This is a genomic window from Macrococcus animalis, from assembly GCF_047425875.1.
Lineage (GTDB): Bacteria > Bacillota > Bacilli > Staphylococcales > Staphylococcaceae > Macrococcoides > Macrococcoides animalis.
This window is the reverse complement of the sequence record NZ_CP179727.1, coordinates 480,259-499,538: the sequence shown is the minus strand read 5'-3', so window position 1 is coordinate 499,538 and position 19,280 is coordinate 480,259. Positions and strand designations below refer to the sequence as shown.

The following is a 19,280-nucleotide window of genomic DNA, read 5'->3' as shown; positions in this document are numbered from 1 at the left end:
AAAAAAAAGTTAAAAATGAAAATCCTGAAGCTTACGACAAAGTAATTAAAGGTGAATTAAAAGAATACATAAATCACTATTAATGTAGAAGAAACTCAAACAGTCAATATGCCATATATCAACGTGTGCTGGGGGAATATTGAGGGAATTCTGGGGGAACAAAAAATAAAACCCTTTAGCACAAAGGCTAAAAGGCTTATGTATGGAGACGGCGGGAGTCGAACCCGCGTCCAAAGATCCTGCAATTGATACTTCTACGTGTGTAGTCCTGTTATTGAATTTCACGATACATCTGAAAACGGACATCCGAATGTATCACTAGCCCGATTAAACTCTTACTAACTGACTCCAGGCGGAAGGGTTAGTCGTATCCTACTAAAGTTGAACCTCTACATCAGGCACATAGGCGATGCTTGAGAGAGGTGCAGAGTGCTATTAGGCAGCTACTGCGAAATTGTTTGTTTTGCCAGTTATTATAACTGTTGTGTTGATAACGAAGACAACCCTCCGACACGCTATACCAACCCAAGTGACCCCTGTCGAATCCGTAACGCCCCCAAGATAGTATTGATTAAATAACTAGCATACTCAAATATAACAAATTATAAATGAAATTTCAATTGTTTTCATTTAAAAATCCCTCAACATTGGTTGAGGGTAAGCTTTGAAGTTATTTACGTAATAAATCACGAATTTCTGTTAATAATTGAGTATTTTCTTCAACTGCATCTTCTGTTGGCTGTGCTTTAGTTAACTTGTTAATAATTTGAATAAACATAAATATAGCGAAAGCGACTATTATAAAATCGATGATTGATTGAATAAATAGACCGTATTTAACACCTTTATAAACCCAGTTTGAAGCGAAATCTGTATTTCCAAAAATAAGACCGATTAATGGCATTATAATATCTGCTACTAATGAAGCGATAATTTTACCAAACGCAGCACCTAATACAACTGCAACTGCTAATTCTAAAACATTACCCTTAAGAGCAAATTCTTTAAATTCTTTCATCATGTGTTTGTCCTCCTTTCACTTCAATAAAAATAAATGTAATTAATATGTAACTTGCATTTTAATTATACTATGTATTAAAAATAATTAATACTTTTATTTAATTAATTTTTATTAAATAAAAATAACCACATTTATTGTGGTTATGAGAGATAATCATTTATATGAATGGTTTGTGTACTTTCTTCAATGGTTACTGCAATCTGATTATTATTATTTACATTTTTAAATGAGACACTTTTATCTTCATTAATTTCGAATTCAATAACGTCCATTATACTATGACTTTTATAAATAGGTTTAGTAATCGCAATATAATCATCATTTTCAACAAGTCTAATTGCAATTTTAGTGTGATTATCTATTTTCCATCCAGGTAAAGTTTTTAAATCATAAAGTTTCTTCATACTTCGTTGCCTCCATATTTTTATATCAGTATGCGTTCCAAAATAAATTCTTCTGAATTTAAAATATGGGTATATTTAATACAATTTATCAAACAAGTAAGGTAAAATAGAGTTAAGACATTGTTCAATAATTAACAGCACCTTTCTATTTTACCATACTTTCACTGTTATTATTGGATTATAAAGAGGAGGACTCATTTTGACAGAAATAAACAGTACAATTCCAAAGGTAATATTAACATTATCAGATGTTCAAAATGCGAATCAAGCAATCATTTCAGAAGCAACACAATATATTGATTTTTTTGATGTCGTAGAATATCGTGCAGATTTAGTTGATGCTTCTATTGATTTCTATGAATCTGAAATTCAATTTATCAAGGATAGGTTGCCATCGAAACAAATTTTATTTACTTATCGTACAGAGGATATTAATGGAAAAACTAAAATTACAATGGATAAATATTATGAGTTATGTAAGACTGTTATTGAGAAAAAGTTATGTGACATTATTGATTTAGAATTGATGATCTATGAAGATTATATGAATAAACTAATAGAGTTAGCACGTGCGAATAATATTTTAGTGTTAGTCAGTCATCATGAATATGAATTTACACCCCGCATTAAAGATATGATGGCCATTTATAGTCGTATGATTCAATTGAATGCAGATTACTGTAAACTAGCAGTAAAACCACATGATGGCAAAGATGTATTAAATCTAATGTCAGCAGTCTATGAGACGAAGCAAAACTGTAATTTAAATATTATAGGGATTGCAATGGAAGAAATCGGCAGAATTACGCGTGTTGCATGTGGCATTTTCGGTTCTTCTATGACGTTTGGCTATGTAGGTATGCCTGTAGCACCTGGTCAAATTCACATTAAGGATTTACATAATCAAATAGCCTTATATAAATCATAATTTACAAATAATTGCCTCTCCTATATAATTGATAATGCTTATCAATTAAGGGGAGGCTTTTATTATGGAATTTCAATCAGTAATAAAAAAAAGAAGAAGTATTAAGCAATATATTGATACAACTGTAGATGATTCAGCGGTTGTTCGTGCAATTGAACTAGCTACCTATGCACCAAATCATGGTATGCGTGAGCCGTGGCGAATATTATGGATAAAAAAAGACCGATTATCAGCATACGCTGAGTCTTTTGCAAATATTGCTTTTAAAAATAACGATACAAAAATAGCAGCATTTATTGAAAAGACAAAACTTTTGGCAGGCATATTAATTGTCATCGGACCTCGTGATCGCCGTCAAAAAGAGCACTACGAAGATGTACTAGCGGTAGGTGGGTTTATGCAAACTTTGTCATTAGCTTTGGTTGGAGAAGGCATAGGTAGTTGCATTAAGACACAGCCTCCATTGCTTAATCCTGAACTATCAAATCATTTAGGCTGTCAAGATCATGAAATGATTTATGGTGCTATTTATTTAACAGCACAAACAGAAGGAGAATTTAAAGTAAGAAAAAATAACGATTTAATTACTGAATATTAAACAAAAAATCATCCTAACGTACGTTAGGATGATTAAATTTTATTTAAGATGCTCTGTTAAAAATGCTTTTACTGAATCAGGTGTTTTTGCATTCGCAGAATGTAAATGCGCAATTTTCTCACCTTTTTCGAAAATTAGTAAACTTGGAATGCCCATCACTTCATTTTCATCTGCAGCTTCTGGGACTTGATCGCGATTAATTTTATACCAAGTGTAATCATTATATTCATCTACTATTGGATCAATCCAGAAATCCATACGCGTGCAATCTGGACACCAATCTGCAAAAAACTTTACAATAATTTTCTCCTCTTGATTGATGATTTCTTTGAATTCTTCATATTGACTAATAGTTCTCATTGTTATTACCTCACAATATATTTTATATATTAATTATATACCTTTTTGTTGAAATATTAAACGATATGGATTGAAGTTGTAACACTCAATAATAATTGTTAATATTAGGTTAACTAATAGAAGGAGGCCATTCGATGATTAAATTTTATCAATTACCCAACTGCAGTACTTGCAGAAAAGCAGTGAAATATCTAGAAACACAAGGTGTTAGCTTTGAACCTATCCATATTGTAGAACATACTCCGACTGTTTCTGAATTTCAAAAAATCATTAAAGATACAAATGTAGATGTTGATTTATTATTTAATAAACAAGGTACTAAATTTAAAGAATTAAATCTTAAAGATACTTTAGCTGACAAATCAATTGAAGAAAAGTTAGCACTCCTTGCGTCTGATGGAATGTTAGTAAAAAGACCACTTGCTGTAAATGGTGGAAAAATAACACTTGGATTTAAAGAAGAAGATTACGAAGCAACTTGGTTATAAAATGATTGAATAAACGCTTACAATATGTCATTATTATATTTGATAGTACTTTATTAAACGGAGGGTTTATAATGTCGAATTTAAAATTTTCAAAAGATCATGAATGGGTAAAATTAGAAGATAATGTTAAAACAATCGGGATTACAGATTTCGCACAATCTGAATTAGGTGATATTGTATTCGTTGAATTACCAGAAGTTGGTGATGAAATCGAAGTCGGCGCTCCATTCGGTAGTGTTGAATCAGTTAAAACTGTATCAGAATTATATGCTCCAATTTCAGGAAAAATTATCGAAGTTAACTCAGAGTTAGAGGATTCTCCTGAATTAGTTAACGAATCTGCTATGGACCAAGCTTGGATGATTAAGGTTGAAGCGGATGACGCTAGCCTTACTGATTTAATGGATCAAGCACAATATGATGAAATGATTAACGAATAAATGTTATAATTTCCTTGATAATAAATTTATCAAGGAAATTTTTTTATTATCATTGATGATTATTGAATACAATATGATAAAAAGGTGATGGACATGTCTGTAATTACTAAAGTTATCGTAGTAGAAGGAAAACGTGACAAGCTAAGATTACAAGAAGTATTAACGGAACCTGTACATATTATTTGCACAAATGGCACGATGGGTATTGGTAAACTTGATGATATGATAGAAGATTTATATCATAACAAAGTTTATATTATGACAGATAGTGATAAAGCCGGTCGTAAAATTAGATCATGGTTTAAGCGTCATTTGAGTGAAAGTAATCATATTCATATTGATCCAAAATACGGTGAAGTTGGTAATTGCCCACTTGACTACTTAGCTAGAACAATGATGAAAAATCAATTTGATGTAAAACAACAATTTGTTTGGAAAGGTAAGCCCTCACATTATGAACTTAAGCAAGCTTTTGCAATATGATTTAGCTAATGAAACATTGATTTTATTTGGGTATACACCATTTTGTGGTACATGTAAACTCGCAGAAAAGATGTTGGATATTACAACAGCATCAATAGATATTACAGTAATGAAAATTGATTTAAATTATTACGAAAAATTAAGCAAATATTACGAGATACAAAGTGTTCCTGTCATGTTATTTGTCACAAATGGAGAAGTTAGAGATATTTCATATAAATTTGATTCCGTTACAACTTTGTATGAAAATATAAATTTTATGTTGACGAAAACATAAAACTATTTTAAGATAGAGAACATATTCAAAAAACAATTAAATACACTCTTATCAAGAGAGGTGGAGGGATGTGCCCTTTGAAGCCCGGCAACCGTCGTTAAGACAAGGTGCCAATTCACATAAAGTTTTTAACTTTAGAAGATGAGAGAAATTCACAATATATCATTTTGCGTCTTTCTCTTTGAGGGAAAGATGCATTTTTTTATGAGAAATTTGAGGAGGAACAGTATGATTCAATTAAAGAATGTTGAAAAAATATTTAAAACGAAAAAAGGTTCTATAAAAGCAGTAGATAATGTAAGTTTAAATATTGAGAAAGGGGAAATTTTCGGAATTATTGGTTACAGTGGAGCAGGTAAAAGTACAATGATTAGAATGTTTAATGGTTTAGAATTGCCTACAAGTGGTGAAGTGAATATAAATGGGGAAGCACTTAATCATCTAAGTAAAAAAGAATTGTTAAAGAGACGTCAAAAAATCAGTATGATCTTTCAACATTTTAATTTGTTATGGTCACGTACGGTGTATGATAACGTTGCATTACCATTAGAGATTGCGGGTTTACCTAAAGCAGAACAACATGACAAAGTAATGTCTTTAATTGACTTGGTTGGACTAAAAGGTCGAGAAAAAGCATTTCCATCAGAGTTATCCGGTGGTCAAAAACAGCGAGTTGGGATTGCTAGAGCATTAAGTAATGATCCAGAAGTTTTATTATGTGATGAAGCAACAAGTGCACTTGACCCTCAAACAACAGATGAAATTTTAAATTTACTCGTTGAAATTAATAAACGTTTAAATATTACGATGATACTTATTACGCATGAGATGGCTGTTATTCGAAAGATTTGTAGTAGAGTTGCAGTGATGGAAGATGGTAAAATTGTTGAACTTGGTGAAGTACTAAATATATTTAATAGTCCTCAAACTACAATTACAAAACGCTTTGTAAGAGATGATCTAAATGAAGATGAAGTTGATACTTCGATTCAAGAAATTAATAAAACTTATCCAAAAGGTACCATTCTTAAATTAAAATTTGTCGGAACTACTACAGGTCAACCTATTGTCAGTAAAGTGATTCAAAAATATGGTCTAGAGATGAATATTTTAGCTGGTAATGTAAAGCACACACGTAATGGTTCATACGGACACTTAATCGTCCATATTAATCAAAATAATATTCCTATTGAACAAATAGAGCATGAATTAATACAGCATGGTGTAGAAATTGAGGTGGAACGACATGGATAAATTTATAGAGAATCTTCAAGAAATGTTTACGTTTAAAAATGTGATTTGGCCAGATGTATGGACAGCGATTTATGAAACTTTATATATGACATACATATCTACGGTATTCACATTTATTTTTGGTTTAATCATCGGTATTTTATTATTTTTAACGTCACGTGGAAAATCGAAAGCATCTAGTATTGCTTATTCCGTTTTAGCTTTTATTGTTAACTTATTTAGAGCAGTACCCTTTATCATTTTAATTCTTTTATTGATTCCATTTACAAGTATTATTATGAATACGATTAGTGGTGTTAAAGGTGCTTTACCTGCATTAATCATTGGTGCTGCACCATTCTATGCAAGATTAGTAGAAATAGCGTTAAAAGAGATCGATAAAGGTGTCATTGAAGCCGTTGAATCAATGGGTGCGAATACTTGGACGTTAATTAATAAAGTGTTAATTCCGGAAAGTTTACCAGCACTGATTTCAGGCATCACTGTAACAGCCATCGCTTTAGTGGGTTCAACAGCGATTGCTGGTGTTATCGGAGCCGGTGGACTTGGTAACTTAGCATATTTAGTTGGTTTTACAAGAAGTCAAAATGATGTAATTTTAGTTGCTACAATTGCAATACTAATTATTGTCTTCTTAATTCAATGGATTGGGGACATGATTGTTAAACATGTCGACAAAAGATAAGGGGATGTCATGATGAAAAAGTTCTATACAATTACAAGTATTTTATTAATCATAGCAGTACTAGGCTTAATATTTGAAGGTAAAAATAATACAAAACAAAATGAAACCATTTTAGTCGGTGCTTCTCCTTCGCCACATGGAGAAATATTAGAGCATGCGAAAGCGATGATGAAGAAAGATGGTTATAACTTAAAAATTAAAGTCATCAACGATTATACGACACCTAATAGACTATTAAATGAAGGAGAACTTGATGCAAACTTCTTCCAACATACGCCGTATTTAGATATTGAGAAAAAGTCAAAAAAATATAAAATTACGACAATTGGAAATGTACACTTAGAACCGATGGCAGTTTATTCTAATAAATACAGCTCATTAAAAGATTTACCTGAAGGTGCTGAAATCTATGTTTCTAATAACCCAGCTGAAGAAGGACGTTTCTTATCATTCTTTACTAAAGCTGGATTAATCGAATTAAAACCAGGTGTAGATCCGATTACAGCAACATTTAAAGATATTAAAGTAAATAAAAAGAACTTTAAATTCAACAACAAACAATCCGCAGAATTTTTACCAAAATCATACAAAAATGATGAAGGTGATGCTACGATTATCAATTCTAACTTCGCAATTGACAATAAATTAAATCCTGTTAAAGATTCAATTGCAGTAGAAGATAAAGATTCTCCTTACGCAAACTTAATTGCTGTTCGAGATGAAGATAAGAATAGTAAGAAGTTAAAAGCTTTAATTAAAGTGCTTCAATCAAATGAAATGCAAGATTATATTAATAAAAAGTATGAAGGCGCGGTAATCGCTGTTAAATAAAAAATGAGATTAAGACGGATTTGTCTTAATCTCATTTTTTATTATAAATTATTTTAAAATCAAAATTGCAATCATAGCTAAAATCGCCGGTAGCCCTTGTTTAATTAAGATACCTTTACCACTTGTCATAGCTCCATAAACTGCTGCAATGATGACAAAAATAACAAACATTGTCGTAATTTCTAATTGATTTTTGCTGAAAAATAAACCATAACCTAATCCAGCTGCTAAAAATCCATTATATAGCCCTTGATTTTTAAATAATGTTTTTACACGTTTATCTTGTAAGAAATTATAATCAATCCCAAAAGTATCGGCAGCGCGCTTAGTATTACTAAAATACATTTCTAATATCATAATATAAATATGTTCGATGAAAACAATTGTTGCAAGAATCATTGAAATAACATGCATTGTATCCCTCCTTGAGTATTATAAATATTGTACACTATAAAATCATAAGCTAGTATCATTTTCAATCATAAGTCATATTTTCTCATTGATTTGAAAATATTTGGTCCGATTAATTTAACTAAGCCCTTATTTAGGTTATAATAAAGACTGTGATTTAAGTCATAGGTCTTTGACCTCAGATTAAAATTATTATAAACTAGATAAGATGAAACTATTATATATATCGGAGGGAATTCAATATGGTATCAGTATTAGAAATTAAAGATTTACACGTTTCAATTGAAGGAAAAGAAATTTTAAAAGGTGTAAATTTAACAATCAAACAAAATGAAATTCACGCAATCATGGGACCTAATGGAACAGGTAAATCAACTTTATCAGCAGCAATTATGGGACACCCTAAATATGAAGTAACACAAGGTGAAGTTTTACTTGATGGAGAAAACGTATTAGAAATGGAAGTAGATGAGCGTGCTCAAGCGGGTCTTTTCTTAGCAATGCAATATCCATCTGAAATTTCAGGTGTAACAAACGCAGACTTCTTACGTTCAGCAATCAACGCAAAACGTGAAGAAGGAAACGAAATCAATTTAATGCAATTCATCAAAAAGTTAGATAAAAACATGGAATTTTTAGAAATGGATTTAGACATGGCACAACGTTACTTAAATGAAGGATTCTCTGGTGGGGAGAAAAAACGTAACGAAATTCTTCAATTAATGATGTTAGAGCCTAAATTTGCTATCTTAGATGAAATTGACTCAGGTTTAGATATCGATGCTTTAAAAGTGGTTTCTAAAGGGATTAATCAAATGCGCGGAGACAACTTCGGTTGCTTAATCATCACGCATTACCAACGTTTATTAAACTACATTACACCTGACTTCGTACACGTTATGATGCAAGGTAAAGTTGTTAAATCAGGTGGAGAAGAATTAGCGAAACGTCTTGAAGCTGAAGGTTACGACTGGATTAAACAAGAATTAAACATTCAAGATGAAACAATTAACGCTTAATACCTGATAATAAAATAGGAGGAAAATGTGATGAGTACAATCGATGTAACGAACGACATGATTAAAGATTTCTCAGCATCACGCCAAGAACCATCATGGATGGCAGAATTACGTGCGGATGCTTTCAATCAAATAAATACTATTGAAATGCCAAAACCAGATAAAACAAAATTAGATAAATGGGTATTTGATGTACACCATAAAGATATTAAGAGTGAAGTATTTGCTTCTACTGATGCGCTACCAGAAACGGTTAAAAACTTATTAGATATGGATAGTGTTGAGAACTTAATCGTTCAACACAATAATACGCCAGCATTAGTTAAAGTTGAACAATCTTTAATCGATCAAGGTGTTATTATTAAAGATATCGAGACAGCTTTAATTGAAAATGCTGACTTAGTGAAACAATACTATATGACTGAAGCAGTAAAAGTAGACGAGCACCGTTTAACAACATTACATGCTGCGATGATGAATGGTGGATTATTCGTATATGTTCCTCGTAATGTAGTGGTTGAAAACCCAATTCAATACGTTGTTTTACATGATAATGCAGATGTAAATATAATTAACCACGTTGTTATGGTTGCTGAAGAAAGTGCTGAATTAACATACGTTGAGAACTATTTATCAACAGTGGAAACGAAAGATGCACAATTAAATATCATTTCTGAAGTAATTGCTAATGATAACGCTAAAATTAACTACGGTGCAGTAGACTTCTTAAACAAAGGATTTACAGGTCATGTCATTCGACGTGGAATGGCCGCGAAAGATGCAACAATTGACTGGGCATTAGGATTAATGAATGATGGCGATACAATTAACGACAATACAACTTACTTAAATGGAGATAATTCTAAGAGTAATTTAAAGATCGTTGTGGTTGGTCGTGGCGAACAAAAATTAAACTTTACAACACAAATCATTCAATATGGTAAATCAAGTGAAGGACACATTTTAAAACACGGTGTAATGAAAGATGCTGCATCTTCAATCTTTAACGGTATTGGTCATATTAAACATGGCGGTACGAAAGCTGATGCACAACAAGAATCACGTGTATTAATGTTATCTGAAAAAGCACGTGGAGACGCTAACCCGATTCTTTTGATTGATGAAGATGATGTTACGGCTGGTCACGCAGCATCTGTTGGTCGCGTTGATCCAATGCAATTATTCTATTTAATGAGTCGTGGTATTTCTAAACAAGAAGCTGAACGTTTAGTGATCCATGGTTTCTTAGCGCCGGTAGTAAATGAATTACCGATTGAAGCGGTGAAACGTCAATTAATTGATGTCATTGAAGAAAAAGTAATGGGTAAATTATAATTATTAAATAAGTTTTGAAAGGTCTTGGTATTGAATGACCAATTTAAATATAGAAGAAATCAGAAAAGATTTTCCGATTTTAAGTGAAACAGTTAATGGCAAAGATTTAATCTATTTAGATTCATCTGCTACAAGTCAGAAGCCATTATCTGTCATTGAGAAGACGAAATATTACTATGAGCATATGAATGCAAATGTTCATCGTGGTGTACATACGTTAGGTACCCGCGCGACTGACGGCTATGAAAATGCACGTGAAACTGTACGTCGCTTTATCAATGCGAAATATTTCGAAGAAATCATTTTTACAAGAGGTACAACAACAGCAATCAACACAGTAGCCTATAGCTATGGTGATATTGCTGTTGAAGCAGGTGACGAAATTGTAATCACTGAAATGGAACATCATGCAAATTTAGTACCTTGGCAACAACTTGCCAAACGTAAACAAGCTATTCTTAAATATATTCCAATGGAAGCAGATGGCACAATCACTTTAGACAATGTCAAAGCGACTGTAACGAATAAGACAAAGATTGTTGCAATGGCACATGTTTCTAATGTACTAGGTACAATCAACGATGTAAAAAGCATCGCACAAATTGCACATGACAATGGTGCAATCATAGTCGTGGATGGTGCACAATCTATCCCGCACATGAAAGTCGATGTTGTAGATTTGGATTGTGATTTCTATGCATTTAGTGGCCATAAGATGCTTGGACCAACAGGTATCGGTGCACTATATGGTAAAAAAGAACACTTATCTAAGATGGAACCGATTGAATTTGGTGGGGATATGATTGATTTTGTTGGTTTACAAGAATCAACTTGGACAGAACTACCGACTAAATTTGAAGCAGGTACACCGCTTATTGCTGAAGCAGTAGGTTTATCTGAAGCCATACGCTATTTAGAAGACATTGGTATGGATAACGTGTTAGCATATGAACATGAGCTAACTGCTTATGCATATGAAAAGATGAGTGAAATCGAAGGTTTAGAGATTTATGGACCTACTGCTGATAAACGTGCCGGATTAATCACTTTCAACCTAGAAGGTGTTCACCCACATGATTTAGCGACAGCGCTAGATTCACATGGTATCGCAATTCGCGCGGGACACCACTGTGCGCAACCGTTAATGAAATGGTTGAACCAGTCTTCTACAGCACGTGCAAGTTTCTATGTCTATAACACAAAAGCAGAAGTAGATCAGCTTGTACAAAGCTTGAAAGAAACAAAGGAGTTTTTCAGTTATGAGTTTTAATAATTTAGATCAATTATATCGTTCTGTAATTATGGATCATTACAAAAACCCTCGTAACAAAGGTGTGATTGAAGATGGTGCATTAACGATTGATATGAATAACCCAACATGTGGTGACCGCATTAGATTAACCCTAGATATTCAAGGTGATATCGTTACGGATGCGAAATTTGATGGAGAAGGATGTTCAATTTCAATGTCTAGCGCATCAATGATGACAGAAGCAATCAAAGGTAGAACAATTACAGAAGCATTAAATATGAGCGATGAATTTTCAAAAATGATGCTTGGAGAAGATTATGTTATAGATGAAGAAGCTGGAGATATCGAAGCACTTTCAGGTGTAGCAAAATTCCCTGCCCGTATTAAATGTGCAACGCTTGCTTGGAAAGCACTTGAGCGTGGTACTAAAAATGAAGAAAACTAAAAGGAGTGAATGACATGGTTAAACAAGCACCAGATGTTGGCGATTACAAATATGGTTTCCATGATAAAGACGTATCTATCTTCCGTTCTGAAAGAGGACTAACTGAAGATATCGTTAGAGAAATATCAAAAATGAAAGAAGAGCCACAGTGGATGTTAGACTTCCGCTTAAAATCATTAAAACAATTCTATAAAATGCCAATGCCAATGTGGGGTGGAGATTTATCAGAATTAAATTTTGATGAAATTACGTATTACGTAAAACCTTCAGAACATACAGAACGTTCATGGGATGAAGTACCAGAAGAAATCAAGCAAACTTTTGATAAATTAGGAATCCCTGAAGCAGAACAAAAATATTTAGCGGGTGTATCTGCACAATATGAATCAGAAGTTGTGTATCATAATATGCAAACAGATTTAGAAGATCAAGGGATCATCTTCAAAGATACAGATTCAGCTTTACGTGAAAATGAAGACATATTCAAAGAGCATTTCGCATCAGTTATTCCGCCTGCAGATAATAAATTTGCAGCATTAAACTCAGCAGTTTGGTCAGGTGGATCATTTATTTATGTACCAAAAGGTATTAAATTAGAAACACCATTGCAAGCATACTTCCGTATTAACTCTGAAAATATGGGTCAATTCGAAAGAACATTAATTATTGTGGATGAAGGCGCAAGTGTTCATTACGTTGAAGGTTGTACTGCACCAGTATATACGACAAATTCTTTACACTCAGCTGTAGTTGAAATTATCGTTAAAAAAGACGCATACTGCCGTTATACAACAATCCAAAACTGGGCAAATAACGTATTTAACTTAGTTACAAAACGTACATTTGTTTATGAAAATGGAACAATGGAATGGATTGATGGTAACATTGGTTCTAAATTAACAATGAAATACCCAGCATGTTACTTATTAGGAGAAGGTGCACGTGGTATGACTTTATCTATCGCTTTAGCAGGTAAAGGACAAGTACAAGATGCTGGTGCGAAAATGATGCATATGGCACCGAACACGTCTTCTACAATCGTTTCTAAATCGATTTCTAAGCAAGGTGGAAAAGTTGTTTATCGAGGGATTGTTCACTTTGGACGTAAAGCAACAGGAGCACGATCAAACATAGAATGCGATACATTGATTATGGATAACGAATCTACGTCAGATACGATTCCTTATAACGAAATGTTAAATGATAATATTTCTTTAGAACATGAAGCGAAAGTTTCTAAAGTATCTGAAGAACAATTATTCTATTTAATGAGTCGTGGAATTTCTGAAGAAGAAGCAACAGAAATGATTGTAATGGGCTTCATTGAGCCATTTACAAAAGAACTGCCAATGGAATATGCAGTTGAAATGAACCGTTTAATTAAATTTGAAATGGAAGGGTCTATCGGTTAATACTGAAAACTCACTTCTGAAATAAATTGATAGTCATAAATAAAGGAGATAGCCCATAATGGGTTATCTCCTTATTCATTAGTGCGATAATATTTACCGATATATTGTTGTTTGTCATTAAATAATGTTGGATAGCTTAAAAAACCAACCATTACACTAGAGAGTGTTGCGGCAGTGAGCAACAGGAATAATATAAGCAATTGGAATTGCGCTGCAACGATTGGATCGGCACCACCAATAATTTGTCCACTCATCATGCCAGGCAGTTGCACAAGGCCCATTGTTTTTTGACTTTCTATTGTTGGTATCATTGAATTTTTAATGGATGTTATCAGTACACGATGTATCGCTTGTTTTGAATTACCACCAAGTGATAAGATTAATTCAATTTGTTCATCATTTTGATCGAGTTCACTTAAAAAGCGATTGAGGAAGAGTAAAGATAAAACCATCGCATTTCCAATCATCATCCCACTGATAGGAATAACATAACGGGCTTCAAAAGGAATAATTTTAAATCCTAATAGAATAACTTGAGTTACGACTTCAACTGTAATTAAAGTTAAGACGATTTTCCATGTGATGCCTTTGATGCCGTTTCCCTTTTTAATAATATTTTGTGTTGCTGCAGTAATCATTAATAATATCATTAATAGTATATAGACAGGGTGGTTGCCATCAAAGACAAACGTTAGTAAATAACCGATTAATATGAGTTGAATGGTACTTCTTACTGTTGCAATGATGATGTCTTTCTCAAGTCCTAATTTTAATGAATAACTTAATGCTAAAGGTATTAGTACAAATATGAGTGTAAGCGCAAGTTGTGTCAGTGTCATTCTATCTCTCCTTTTAAGAAGGCATTCAGTATATCGTGATTCGTATCAAACAATTGAGCAGATCGCCCCGTCGTCACAACTTCACCATCTTTTAACATACAATAGCTGTCTGTGGCACGTTTTGCTTGTTCAACGTCATGGGTAATCCAAATGACAGTTACACTATATTTGTTATTAATTTTATGGATTAGAGCTTCTACCTCACGTACACTTCTCGGATCTAAACTCGATGTAATCTCATCAAGTAACAAAACTTTCGGTTGATTTACGAGTGTTCTAGCGATGGATAGACGTTGACGCTGTCCACCAGATAAATTTTTTACGTCTGTGTCTAAATCGATTGTTTCTAGATTGAGTGAATCAAGTAGTGCGACTGCCTCAGACTGTGAAAGTGTTTGATTAAAAATTGTTTTCGGTAAATTGAGGTTGTCATAAACTGAACCTTGAATCATTGGTGCACTTTGTAGTGCAAGACCAATTTGTTTTTTTAGCTCAACCAAATCAAGTGATTGAATCGATACGTCATCGATAAATATTTCGCCTGAAGTAGTGCTTATAAGGCCGTTAATCATTTTGAGTATCGTCGTTTTACCAGCACCACTTGGACCGATAAGAGCGGTAATCTTTCCTGATTCAAACGTAGTTGATACATTATTTATGATGGGTTGTTCTTGAATACTAAATGAAACGTCTTTTAAAGTAATAATCGTCATAAGTTCTCCAATCTATAATTTGATAAGTTTATGATAGAATAACAGTTAGGTGATGAAATGATATATATAGGACTAACAGGTTGGGGTGATCATGATTCTTTATATGCTGATCTCGCCAATAAAAATGAAAAACTATACCATTATGGTGCGCACTTTCCAATCGTTGAGCTAGATGCAACGTATTATTCAGTACAACCTGAACGCAATATTAATAAATGGTTGAAAGAAACACCCGAAAATTTTAAATTTATCGTAAAAATACATCAAGCATTAACTGGGCATGCTTCAGTTGAAGATTTTGCTGATAGTAGACTACAATTGATAGAACAATTTCGTTTAATGTTAACACCGATGTATGAAGCTGGTAAGCTGGGATGTTTACTCATTCAGTTTCCTCCGTGGTATGATTGTACAACAGTCAATATAAATTATATTATTTACTTAAATAATTATTTTAAACAATTTCCGGTTTGTGTTGAATTTCGGCATGACAGTTGGTTCACTTCAGAGATGAAAGAACATACGCTGACGTTCTTATATGAACAACAATTGATTCATTCCATTTGTGATGAACCACAAGCAGGACACGGAAGTATTCCTTTTGTTAACCGTATTACGCATCAAGATGCCCTCGTGAGATTGCATGGTCGTAACGTAGCGGGTTGGACAAAAAAAGATATGTCTGATCAAGAGTGGCGTGATATTCGTTATCTTTATAATTATAACGAAAGTGAGCTGCAATTTTTAGCAAAAGAACTTCAAATATTAGATAAAAAAGCGCGAGATATTTATGTTGTATTTAATAATAACTCAGGTGGGCATGCCGCTAGTAATGCAAAAAGAATGTGTGAGATATTAAATATTGAGTATACAGGTTTAAACTATAAGCAATTAAAACTATTTTAGGAAGTGTAAAAATGAGTATTACAGCAGGTATTATATTAGTATTATTAGGTTTATTTTCAAGTATCATTGGATCAATTGTTGGTATCGGAGGTGGTATCATCATCGTGCCTGCATTAATTTATTTAGGTATGGAAATTGGTTTAATCGAAGGTATTACACCACAAATGGCGATCGGTACATCGACAGTCATTTTGATTTCGACAGGTCTTTCAGCCTCTATAGGCTACATTAAAAATAAACAGGCAGATTTAAAAAATGCGGTTATTTTTATGGTAGGAATTATTCCAGGTGCGTTAGTTGGTGCGCATTTAAGTCAGTATTTAACGATTCATCGATTTAATTTATATTTCGGCATATTCTTAATCATTATGAGCATTGTCTTAATGGTCAGAGATAAAATAAAGCCAATTAAGTTTTTCCAAAATGATAAATATGAGAAATCATATATAGATATTAAGGGCGATACATATCGATATAGTATTTCACCAGTTCCAGCAATTATCTTAACATTTATGGTGGGTTGTTTAACTGGATTATTCGGCATTGGTGGTGGTGCCTTAACGACGCCACTCATGATAATTATTTTTAGATTTCCACCGCACATTGCTGTTGGGACAAGTATGATTATGATTTTTGTATCAAGTGTAAGTGGTGCAACGAGTCATATATTACAAGGTAATATTATTTGGCCATATGCAATCATCTTAATTATTGCGAGTTTTATTGGTGCTAAGATTGGCGTACAAATTAATAAGCGTATGAAATCAGCATCAGTTGTCTTATTGCTACGTATTATTTTAATGCTACTCGGGATTTATTTAATTATAAAAAGCTTCACTGGCTAAGGAGGCACATAAATGAATATCACAATATTTCATACCAATGATATACATAGTTATTTATCGAATTATAAAAAAATAACGCGCTATATCTTAGATCGGAAGTCAAAATCAAAGCACAATATGTATCTAGACTTAGGTGATCACGTGGATCGTAGTCATCCTTTCACTGAAGCGACATTAGGACAAGCGAATGTTGAACTCTTAAATGAAGCGCAAGTCGATGTCGTGACCATTGGAAACAATGAAGGAATTACATTAAACTTTGAAGATTTTAATCGTTTATATGATCAAGCACAATTTAAAATTACATGTTGTAATTTATACGACACAGACGGTCATTTACCTGCACATATTCAAAAGTCGGTAATTTATGAACAACAAGGTATTACATTCGGTATAGTTGGCGCAACGGCTGAATTTACACCATTTTATAAAGCACTAGGATGGCATGTTACAGATCCTATGCAAGCAATTGCTGAAGAAATTAATCACTTAAGATCACAAGTTGATGTGTTGATTGTGTTGAGTCATTTAGGTAAGTTCTTTGATCGTACGCTAGCTGAAACACATCCAGAAATCGATTTAATCCTCGGTGCACATACACATCATTATTTTGAGCAAGGTGAATTGGTAAATGGTGTACTCATTGGTGCAGCAGGTCGCTATGGTGAATTTTTAGGTGAAGTAACATTATCATTTGAGGACAAGCAATTGATAAAGAAAACTGCACGATTAATTAATACAGATGATATTCGCAATATTGAGGATGACTATTACCAACAAGGAAAGGCACTTCTATCTGAAGATATTACAAAAAATGAAATTAATTTACCTAGAAGGTTATTTAGTGCGTCACATACTACTTATATACTAGCGGATAAGTTAATGCAGTTTACTGGTGGGGAATGTGCACTAATTAACTCTGGTCTTATTGTGAACGGTTATACTGGTAATCATTTCACACATTATGATTTGCATAAAATGTTACCTCATCCCATTAATCCAGTAAAAATTACTTTGACCGGTCGAGAATTAAAAGAAATTATTAACGTTAGTCAACAACACGAATATAAAGATGAAATAGTTAAAGGATTTGGTTTTCGAGGAGATATATTTGGTAATTATATTTTGCATAATGTAGGTTTTATACAATCACAGCAAAGATATTTTATTGGTACAGAAGAAATAGATAATCATAAAAAGTATCAATTAGCGACACTTGATATGTATACTTTTGGTCGATTTTTCCCACAATTTGTTCAAAATGAGAAGGAATATTACATGCCAGAATTCTTACGAGATTTAATGAAAATAGCTGTGAAAAATAATGAGTACAATTTAAGTACTGGTGAATCTTAGAATTTCAAAATAATAACTATATGTTATAATTGTAGAATAATTAACTTGGAGGGATATATTTGGCGACTAAGAACGAAGATATACTAAGAAAACCCGAATGGCTAAAGATAAAGTTAAACACAAATAAGAACTATACAGGCTTAAAGAAAATGATGCGTGAGCATAATTTGAATACAGTATGTGAAGAAGCAAAATGCCCAAATATTCATGAATGTTGGGGAGAACGTCGTACAGCTACAATTATGATTCTTGGAGCGGTATGTACACGTGCATGCCGTTTCTGTGCAGTTAAAACAGGTTTACCAAATGAACTTGATTTAAATGAGCCAGAACGTGTAGCAGAATCAGTTCGCTTAATGAACTTGAAACATGTCGTTATCACTGCAGTGGCACGTGATGATTTAAAAGACGGTGGTTCAGAAGTTTACGCAGAAACAATCCGTAAAGTACGTGAAGTAAACCCTTATACAACAATAGAAGTATTACCTTCTGATATGGGTGGAAGCTTTGACAACTGGGAACGTTTAATGAATGCACGTCCAGATATATTAAACCATAATATCGAAACTGTTCGTCGTTTAACGCCGAGAGTTCGTGCACGTGCCAAATACGATCGTTCTTTAGAAGTATTACGTCGTTCTAAAGAATTACAGCCAGATATTCCAACAAAATCAAGCTTAATGGTTGGTTTAGGTGAAACTTGGGAAGAGATATTAGAAGTTATGGATGATTTACGTGCTAACGATGTAGATATAATGACAATCGGTCAATATTTGCAACCTTCACGTAAACACTTAAAAGTTCAAAAATACTATACACCGTTAGAATTCGGTAAGTTACGTAAAATTGCGATGGAAAAGGGATTTAAACATTGCCAAGCTGGACCAATGGTACGTAGTTCTTATCATGCAGATGAACAAGTAAATGCAGCCGCAAAAGAAAAACATAGATTAGGTGAAGCTGCTAGCGAGTAGGTGA

24 protein-coding genes, 1 other RNA gene and 1 riboswitch are annotated in these 19,280 nt (G+C 33.1%); of the genes, 18 read left to right on the top strand and 7 right to left on the bottom strand.

The window, feature by feature from the left end; genetic code table 11:
* Positions 1-200: 200 nt before the first annotated feature.
* The 3 genes from ssrA to ACMGE9_RS02525 all read right to left on the bottom strand — a co-directional run bounded on the left by ssrA (position 201) and on the right by ACMGE9_RS02525 (position 1,425).
* Positions 201-558: a transfer-messenger RNA gene (gene ssrA, locus ACMGE9_RS02535) on the bottom strand.
* 112 nt (positions 559-670) lie between these two features.
* A complete protein-coding gene (gene mscL, locus ACMGE9_RS02530) occupies positions 671-1,021 on the bottom strand; it encodes a large conductance mechanosensitive channel protein MscL (protein ID WP_414043689.1) in 351 nt (116 codons plus the stop codon).
* A 140-nt stretch (positions 1,022-1,161) separates the two neighbouring features.
* A complete protein-coding gene (locus ACMGE9_RS02525; protein ID WP_414043688.1) occupies positions 1,162-1,425 on the bottom strand; it encodes a hypothetical protein in 264 nt (87 codons plus the stop codon).
* A gap of 199 nt (positions 1,426-1,624) precedes the next feature.
* Here ACMGE9_RS02525 and aroD point away from each other — a divergent pair, with 199 nt between their 5' ends.
* Both aroD and ACMGE9_RS02515 read left to right on the top strand, forming a co-directional pair.
* Positions 1,625-2,353 (top strand): type I 3-dehydroquinate dehydratase, encoded by a 729-nt coding sequence (aroD, locus tag ACMGE9_RS02520; RefSeq protein ID WP_414043687.1) that lies wholly within the window; start codon positions 1,625-1,627, stop codon positions 2,351-2,353.
* A 64-nt stretch (positions 2,354-2,417) separates the two neighbouring features.
* Complete coding sequence (locus ACMGE9_RS02515) at positions 2,418-2,951, top strand: nitroreductase (RefSeq protein ID WP_414043686.1); 534 nt, start codon at positions 2,418-2,420, stop codon at positions 2,949-2,951.
* Between the two features lie 39 nt (positions 2,952-2,990).
* Here ACMGE9_RS02515 and ACMGE9_RS02510 read toward each other — a convergent pair whose 3' ends face one another.
* On the bottom strand, positions 2,991-3,311 hold the full coding sequence (locus ACMGE9_RS02510; RefSeq protein ID WP_414043685.1) for a thioredoxin family protein: 321 nt from the start codon (positions 3,309-3,311) through the stop codon (positions 2,991-2,993).
* A 134-nt stretch (positions 3,312-3,445) separates the two neighbouring features.
* Here ACMGE9_RS02510 and ACMGE9_RS02505 point away from each other — a divergent pair, with 134 nt between their 5' ends.
* The 7 genes from ACMGE9_RS02505 to ACMGE9_RS02475 all read left to right on the top strand — a co-directional run bounded on the left by ACMGE9_RS02505 (position 3,446) and on the right by ACMGE9_RS02475 (position 7,769).
* Positions 3,446-3,799: a Spx/MgsR family RNA polymerase-binding regulatory protein gene (locus ACMGE9_RS02505; protein ID WP_414043684.1), complete on the top strand. Its 354-nt coding sequence runs from the start codon at positions 3,446-3,448 to the stop codon at positions 3,797-3,799.
* Between the two features lie 71 nt (positions 3,800-3,870).
* A complete protein-coding gene (gcvH, locus tag ACMGE9_RS02500; RefSeq protein WP_414043683.1) occupies positions 3,871-4,239 on the top strand; it encodes a glycine cleavage system protein GcvH in 369 nt (122 codons plus the stop codon).
* Positions 4,240-4,332: 93 nt separating this feature from the next.
* Complete coding sequence (locus ACMGE9_RS02495; protein ID WP_414043682.1) at positions 4,333-4,722, top strand: toprim domain-containing protein; 390 nt, start codon at positions 4,333-4,335, stop codon at positions 4,720-4,722.
* Positions 4,694-4,999 carry a thioredoxin family protein gene (locus tag ACMGE9_RS02490; protein ID WP_414043681.1) on the top strand — a complete coding sequence of 102 codons (306 nt, stop codon included), beginning with the start codon at positions 4,694-4,696 and terminating at the stop codon, positions 4,997-4,999. Before ACMGE9_RS02495 ends, ACMGE9_RS02490 begins: the two co-directional genes overlap by 29 nt.
* 45 nt (positions 5,000-5,044) lie before the next feature.
* Positions 5,045-5,147, top strand: a riboswitch (SAM riboswitch).
* A gap of 80 nt (positions 5,148-5,227) precedes the next feature.
* Positions 5,228-6,253, top strand: a complete 1,026-nt coding sequence (locus ACMGE9_RS02485) for a methionine ABC transporter ATP-binding protein (RefSeq protein WP_414043680.1) — start codon at positions 5,228-5,230, stop codon at positions 6,251-6,253.
* On the top strand, positions 6,246-6,938 hold the full coding sequence (locus ACMGE9_RS02480; RefSeq protein ID WP_414043679.1) for a methionine ABC transporter permease: 693 nt from the start codon (positions 6,246-6,248) through the stop codon (positions 6,936-6,938). The genes ACMGE9_RS02485 and ACMGE9_RS02480 overlap by 8 nt, the downstream gene beginning before the upstream one ends.
* A 12-nt stretch (positions 6,939-6,950) precedes the next feature.
* Complete coding sequence (locus ACMGE9_RS02475) at positions 6,951-7,769, top strand: MetQ/NlpA family ABC transporter substrate-binding protein (RefSeq protein ID WP_414043678.1); 819 nt, start codon at positions 6,951-6,953, stop codon at positions 7,767-7,769.
* A gap of 48 nt (positions 7,770-7,817) precedes the next feature.
* Here the strand turns inward: ACMGE9_RS02475 and ACMGE9_RS02470 are convergent, their stop codons facing one another.
* Positions 7,818-8,183 (bottom strand): DUF1304 domain-containing protein, encoded by a 366-nt coding sequence (locus ACMGE9_RS02470; protein ID WP_414043677.1) that lies wholly within the window; start codon positions 8,181-8,183, stop codon positions 7,818-7,820.
* Positions 8,184-8,422: 239 nt separating this feature from the next.
* Between ACMGE9_RS02470 and sufC the strand changes: the two genes are divergently transcribed.
* The 5 genes from sufC to sufB are packed head-to-tail and all read left to right on the top strand — an operon-like array spanning position 8,423 to position 13,643.
* Positions 8,423-9,199 (top strand): Fe-S cluster assembly ATPase SufC, encoded by a 777-nt coding sequence (gene sufC, locus ACMGE9_RS02465; RefSeq protein WP_414043676.1) that lies wholly within the window; start codon positions 8,423-8,425, stop codon positions 9,197-9,199.
* Between the two features lie 30 nt (positions 9,200-9,229).
* On the top strand, positions 9,230-10,534 hold the full coding sequence (gene sufD, locus ACMGE9_RS02460) for a Fe-S cluster assembly protein SufD (RefSeq protein WP_414043675.1): 1,305 nt from the start codon (positions 9,230-9,232) through the stop codon (positions 10,532-10,534).
* Positions 10,535-10,568: 34 nt separating this feature from the next.
* Positions 10,569-11,804, top strand: a complete 1,236-nt coding sequence (locus ACMGE9_RS02455) for a cysteine desulfurase (protein WP_414043674.1) — start codon at positions 10,569-10,571, stop codon at positions 11,802-11,804.
* Complete coding sequence (gene sufU / locus ACMGE9_RS02450; RefSeq protein ID WP_414043673.1) at positions 11,794-12,231, top strand: Fe-S cluster assembly sulfur transfer protein SufU; 438 nt, start codon at positions 11,794-11,796, stop codon at positions 12,229-12,231. The genes ACMGE9_RS02455 and sufU overlap by 11 nt, the downstream gene beginning before the upstream one ends.
* A gap of 14 nt (positions 12,232-12,245) precedes the next feature.
* Complete coding sequence (sufB, locus tag ACMGE9_RS02445; RefSeq protein ID WP_414043672.1) at positions 12,246-13,643, top strand: Fe-S cluster assembly protein SufB; 1,398 nt, start codon at positions 12,246-12,248, stop codon at positions 13,641-13,643.
* Positions 13,644-13,714: 71 nt separating this feature from the next.
* Here sufB and ACMGE9_RS02440 read toward each other — a convergent pair whose 3' ends face one another.
* Both ACMGE9_RS02440 and ACMGE9_RS02435 read right to left on the bottom strand, forming a co-directional pair.
* Complete coding sequence (locus ACMGE9_RS02440; RefSeq protein ID WP_414043671.1) at positions 13,715-14,482, bottom strand: ABC transporter permease; 768 nt, start codon at positions 14,480-14,482, stop codon at positions 13,715-13,717.
* Positions 14,479-15,195 carry an ATP-binding cassette domain-containing protein gene (locus ACMGE9_RS02435; RefSeq protein WP_414043670.1) on the bottom strand — a complete coding sequence of 239 codons (717 nt, stop codon included), beginning with the start codon at positions 15,193-15,195 and terminating at the stop codon, positions 14,479-14,481. Before ACMGE9_RS02435 ends, ACMGE9_RS02440 begins: the two co-directional genes overlap by 4 nt.
* 57 nt (positions 15,196-15,252) lie before the next feature.
* Between ACMGE9_RS02435 and ACMGE9_RS02430 the strand changes: the two genes are divergently transcribed.
* The 4 genes from ACMGE9_RS02430 to lipA are packed head-to-tail and all read left to right on the top strand — an operon-like array spanning position 15,253 to position 19,276.
* A complete protein-coding gene (locus ACMGE9_RS02430; RefSeq protein ID WP_414043669.1) occupies positions 15,253-16,101 on the top strand; it encodes a DUF72 domain-containing protein in 849 nt (282 codons plus the stop codon).
* Positions 16,102-16,112: 11 nt separating this feature from the next.
* Entirely contained in the window at positions 16,113-16,946 is an 834-nt protein-coding gene (locus ACMGE9_RS02425; RefSeq protein ID WP_414043668.1) for a sulfite exporter TauE/SafE family protein, read from the top strand.
* Positions 16,947-16,958: 12 nt separating this feature from the next.
* Positions 16,959-18,302: a bifunctional metallophosphatase/5'-nucleotidase gene (locus ACMGE9_RS02420; RefSeq protein ID WP_414043667.1), complete on the top strand. Its 1,344-nt coding sequence runs from the start codon at positions 16,959-16,961 to the stop codon at positions 18,300-18,302.
* 59 nt (positions 18,303-18,361) lie between these two features.
* Positions 18,362-19,276 carry a lipoyl synthase gene (gene lipA / locus ACMGE9_RS02415; RefSeq protein WP_414043666.1) on the top strand — a complete coding sequence of 305 codons (915 nt, stop codon included), beginning with the start codon at positions 18,362-18,364 and terminating at the stop codon, positions 19,274-19,276.
* The last annotated feature ends 4 nt before the right edge of the window (positions 19,277-19,280 follow it).